Origin of the sequence: Micromonospora maritima (assembly GCF_902825405.1) — a bacterium.
In the GTDB taxonomy this organism is placed as follows: Bacteria; Actinomycetota; Actinomycetes; order Mycobacteriales; family Micromonosporaceae; genus Micromonospora; species Micromonospora maritima.
Window position 1 is genome coordinate 1 of record NZ_CADEAU010000438.1, and the last position, 4462, is coordinate 4462.

Genomic DNA, 4462 nt, shown 5'->3' on the forward strand with positions numbered 1-4462 from the left:
GCCAACCCGCCGCGCCGACGGGTGGCCGGATGCGCCACCGCCGCGGCCACGGCCAGCTCGGCCACCCCGGAGGCGTACGTCCAGAAGCGGGCCGGTCCGGGCAGGGCGCGCGGCACGATCGGGTCGTAGAAGCCGGGGCGGGCGAAGTGCGTGACGCCCGCGGCGGCGAGCAGCCCGGCGAGCGCGACGGCCTCGCCGCGACGGTGGGTCATCGTCGGTCTCCCTGCTGTTCGACGGCGCGCTGCACGGCCCGGTAGATCTGCCCGAACCGTAGCGCGTCGGGCGTGCGGACCAACATCGACTCCCGGCCGTGGTGCTGCACCCACAGCTCGTGCACCCGGTTGCCCCGCTCGTAGGAACGGTCCAGCCAGCCGAGCGGCACCTCCAGGAAGGGGGTGAGCGCCAGCCCGCCGACCACGAACGCGGCCAGGATGATCAGGGCCAACCGCCACTCGCCCCGGTCCTGCGCGGCCCAGGCCAACGAGAGCACGCAGACCAGCGCCACCAACGGGGGCAGCGAGAGCAGCAGGACCAGCACCCCTCGCCCGAGCACCCGGCCCCGGACCGCCAGCGTGGTCGCGCCCCGGGCGTGCCAGACGTACGTGACGTCGGCGAGCGCGACGACCTGGCCACCCGCGTGGATGGCCTCCGAGGTGACCTGTACCGCGTCGTCCCGGTAATAGAGGGTCATAAATCAGCGTAACCGCGCGCGACGGTTCGGTAGCGTGCCGGGCATGGGGGATCGGGACGAGCGGGCGCGCAACGTCGAGGTGGTCCGGCGCTACCTGCGCACGTTCGTCACCAAGGACCTGGCCGAGCTGGCCGAGGTGGTGCACGAGGACGTGGAGGTCTACGGGTCGGGCACCAGCGTGCGCGGCCGCCGCCACCCCGAGGCGGCCGTCTCCTCGCCCGGCCTGACCGTGCTCGACCAGGAGATCCTGGAGATCTTCGCGGCGGATGACCGGGTGGTGGTGTCGCTGGCGCAGACCTACCGGAGGGACGCCACCGGGGCGACCACGGTGCAGAGCGCCTGCAAGATGTACCGGCTGGCCGGCGGGCGGATCGTGCAGTTCTGGGGCGAGCAGGACACCTACGGCCTGCTGCGTGGCCTCGGGCTGCTGCCCGACGAGCCGATCACGTTCTGACCGGGAGCGACGCGGCCGGGAGCGGTCCGGCCGGGGCCGGCGGGCACGTGCTCCATGGCCCGTTGCACCGCGCGGTAGATCTGCCCGAAGCGCAGCGCGTCGCCGGTGCGCAGCAGTCGCACCGGGCGGCCGTGCCAGCGCGCCCACATCTCCAGTTGGCGGCTGCCCCGCACGTACGAGCGGTCCAGGTGCTCGAAGAGCACGTCGGCGAGCGGGCCGACGGCGAGGCCGACGAGCACCGAGACCCCGACGATGGCGATGGTGACCACGGCGGAGCGGTGCAGCCAGACGGCCAGCCCGATGCCGAGCACGGCGGCCACCAGCGGGCCGGCGAGCGCGGCCCCGATCGCGCCCCGCCCGGCGAGCACCCGCCACGAGCGGTCGCCCCGCCGGTGCCACACCATGGTCAGCTCGGCCAGCGGGTAGCTGCGCCCGTCCACCCGTACCGTCGTGGACGTGACCTGGACCGACCGGTCGTCGTAGTAGGTGATCATGGCCTCACTCCCGGTGGCCGGCGACCCGGAGCCGTCGACACCACACTGTCTACCCCAACGATCCGGGTCGTAAGGTTGGCACGCTACTTCGACGCGGAAGTGAGGGCAGCGTGGGCGAGTTCGTCAGGCTGGAAGTGAAGGACGGCATCGGCACCATCCGGCTGGAGCGGCCGCCGATGAACGCGCTCAACACCCAGGTGCAGGAGGAGTTGCGCGCCGCCGCCGCGGCGGCCACCGCCGACGCCGAGGTCCGCGCCGTCATCGTGTACGGCGGGGAGAAGGTCTTCGCCGCCGGCGCGGACATCAAGGAGATGGCGGACATGTCCTACGTGGACATGGCCGAGCGGGCCGCCGACCTGTCCAGCGCGTTGGGCGCCATCGCCCGGATCCCCAAGCCGGTCGTCGCCGCGATCACCGGGTACGCGCTCGGCGGCGGCTGCGAGCTGGCGCTGGCCTGCGACTGGCGGATCGTGGCCGCCGACGCCAAGCTCGGCCAGCCGGAGATCAAGCTCGGCATCATCCCGGGCGCGGGCGGCACCCAGCGGCTGGCCCGGCTCGTCGGCCCGGCCCGCGCCAAGGATCTGATCATGACCGGGCGGATGGTCGACGCCGAGGAGGCGCTGCGGATCGGCCTGGCCGACCGGGTGGTCCCGGCCGCCGAGGTCCACGACGCCGCGGTGGCGTACGTGAAGCCGTTCCTGACCGGGCCGGTGCAGGCGCTGCGGGCGGCGAAGGCGGCCGTCGACGGTGGTCTGGACATGGACCTCACCTCCGGCCTGGCCTGGGAGAGTCAGCTCTTCGCGGCGCTGTTCGCCACCGACGACCGGCGCGAGGGCATGGCCGCGTTCGTGGAGAAGCGCAAGCCGGGCTTCACCGGCCGCTGACGCGAGAGCTGTTCACATCCGCTCTACCGGCCAGTAGCGTGTGACTCCGGTCGGGCGACGAAGGGGAGTGGCATGACGGAACGGGTCGAGGGGCACGGCGGCGAGCTGGCCCTCGCGGCGCTGCGCGCGCACGGCGTACGGGAGATGTTCACGCTCTCCGGCGGGCACGTCTTCCCGCTCTACGACGCCGCGCACAAGGCGGGCTTCCCCCTCTACGACGTCCGGCACGAGCAGTCCGCCGTGTTCGCCGCCGAGGCGGTGGCCAAGCTCCAGCGCCGCCCCGGCCTGGCCGTGCTCACCGCCGGCCCCGGCGTCACCAACGGTGTCTCCGGGCTGACCAGCGCGTTCTTCAACGCCTCGCCGGTGCTGGTGATGGGCGGGCGGGCGCCGCAGTTCCGCTGGGGCTCCGGCAGCCTCCAGGAGATGGACCACCTGCCGCTTGTCGCCCCGGTCACCAAGCACGCCGAGACGGTGTTCAGCGCCGACGACATCCCGCGCGCGGTGTCGGCGGCGCTGACCACCGCGCTCACCCCGCACCGCGGACCGGTCTTCCTGGACTTCCCGCTGGAGGCGGTCTTCTCCGTCGGTGACGCCGACCTGCCGGCGGTCACCCCGCCGGCGCCGATCGAGCCCGACCCGGACGAGGTGGCGAAGGCGGCCCGCCTGATCGCCGGCGCGTCCCGGCCGGTGATCATCGCCGGCTCGGACGTGTACGCCGGGGACGCGGTCGACGCCCTGCGCGCCGCCGCCGAGTCCCTCCAGGTGCCGGTGTTCACCAACGGCATGGGCCGGGGCGCGCTGCCGCCGACGCACCCGCTCGCCTTCGCCAAGGCCCGCCGGGTCGCGCTCAAGGGCGCCGACGTGGTCGTCGTGGTCGGCACCCCGCTGGACTTCCGGCTCTCCTTCGGCGACTTCGGCGACGCCCAGGTGGTGCACGTGGTGGACGCGCCCAGCCAGCGCGCCGGGCACGTGCAGCCGGCCGCCGCGCCCGCCGGTGACCTGCGGCTGGTCCTCGGCGCGTTCGCCGACCACACCGGCGACCGGGCCGACCACGCCGACTGGATCGCCGAGCTGCGCACCGCCGAGGACGCGGCGAAGGCCCGCGACGGTGCGGAGATGGCCGCCGAGACCGACCCGATCCGGCCGGCCCGGATCTACGGCGAGCTGCGCAAGGTGCTCGCCCCGGACGCCATCACCATCGGCGACGGCGGCGACTTCGTCTCGTACGCCGGAAAGTACCTGGAGCCCGCCCAGCCCGGCACCTGGCTCGACCCCGGCCCGTACGGCTGCCTCGGCACCGGCATGGGCTACGCGATGGGCGCCCGGGTCAGCCACCCGGACCGGCAGATCTGCGTGCTGATGGGCGACGGCGCGGCCGGCTTCTCGCTGATGGACGTGGAGTCGCTGGCCCGGCAGCGGCTGCCGGTGGTCATCGTGGTCGGCAACAACGGCATCTGGGGCCTGGAGAAGCACCCGATGCGGGCGATGTACGGCTACGACGTGGCCGCCGACCTCCAGCCCGGCCTGCGCTACGACAAGGTGGTCGAGGCGCTCGGCGGCGCGGGCGAGACGGTGGAGAAGGCCGCCGACCTCGGCCCGGCGCTGGGCCGCGCGTTCGACGCCGGCGTGCCGTACCTGGTCAACGTGCTGACCGACCCGGCGGACGCGTACCCCCGCTCGTCGAACCTGGCCTGAGCGCGACGGCCGCTCGCCGGGTGACCGGCGGGCGTCCCCGCCCGCTCAGACCTCCGGGCGGTCCCGGTCGTCCGGGCGGTCCCGCAGCTCCTGCTCGCGGCGGCGCAGATCCTCCTCCCAGCGACGGAGGCGCTCCTGGTCCTCGTCCCGGGAGCGCTTGTCGAGGGAGGCGAGGAAGTCGGGATCGTCGTCCGGCGCGAGCGGGCGACGGGCCGGGGTGCCCGGCGCGGTCGCGCCGCCGGCG

General features: G+C 74.3%; 5 protein-coding genes and 2 pseudogenes. 3 read left to right on the forward strand and 4 right to left on the reverse strand.

Going from position 1 to position 4462, the window contains the following annotated elements:
- Together HUW36_RS26485 and HUW36_RS26490 are read right to left on the reverse strand one after the other, a co-directional pair.
- Positions 1-212: pseudogene (locus HUW36_RS26485) on the reverse strand (hypothetical protein); the annotation flags it as partial.
- Positions 209-691, reverse strand: a complete 483-nt coding sequence (locus HUW36_RS26490; RefSeq protein WP_174530634.1) for a DUF6232 family protein — start codon at positions 689-691, stop codon at positions 209-211. The gene HUW36_RS26490 and the pseudogene HUW36_RS26485, both read right to left, overlap by 4 nt.
- 43 nt (positions 692-734) lie before the next feature.
- On the opposite strand from HUW36_RS26490, the gene HUW36_RS26495 reads away from it, so the two are divergent.
- The gene (locus HUW36_RS26495) at positions 735-1145 is read left to right on the forward strand and encodes a nuclear transport factor 2 family protein (protein ID WP_174530635.1); all 411 of its coding nucleotides are present in this window, start codon (positions 735-737) and stop codon (positions 1143-1145) included.
- Here the strand turns inward: HUW36_RS26495 and HUW36_RS26500 are convergent.
- Complete coding sequence (locus HUW36_RS26500) at positions 1091-1639, reverse strand: DUF6232 family protein (RefSeq protein ID WP_174530636.1); 549 nt, start codon at positions 1637-1639, stop codon at positions 1091-1093. The two genes, HUW36_RS26495 and HUW36_RS26500, sit on opposite strands and share 55 nt — an antisense overlap.
- A 110-nt stretch (positions 1640-1749) precedes the next feature.
- Here HUW36_RS26500 and HUW36_RS26505 point away from each other — a divergent pair, with 110 nt between their 5' ends.
- Entirely contained in the window at positions 1750-2523 is a 774-nt protein-coding gene (locus tag HUW36_RS26505) for an enoyl-CoA hydratase/isomerase family protein (RefSeq protein ID WP_174530637.1), read from the forward strand.
- A 72-nt stretch (positions 2524-2595) separates the two neighbouring features.
- The gene (locus HUW36_RS26510; protein ID WP_174530638.1) at positions 2596-4218 is read left to right on the forward strand and encodes an acetolactate synthase; all 1623 of its coding nucleotides are present in this window, start codon (positions 2596-2598) and stop codon (positions 4216-4218) included.
- 45 nt (positions 4219-4263) lie between these two features.
- On the opposite strand, the pseudogene HUW36_RS26515 reads toward HUW36_RS26510, so the two are convergent.
- Positions 4264-4462, reverse strand: a pseudogene (locus HUW36_RS26515) (PLD nuclease N-terminal domain-containing protein); the annotation flags it as partial.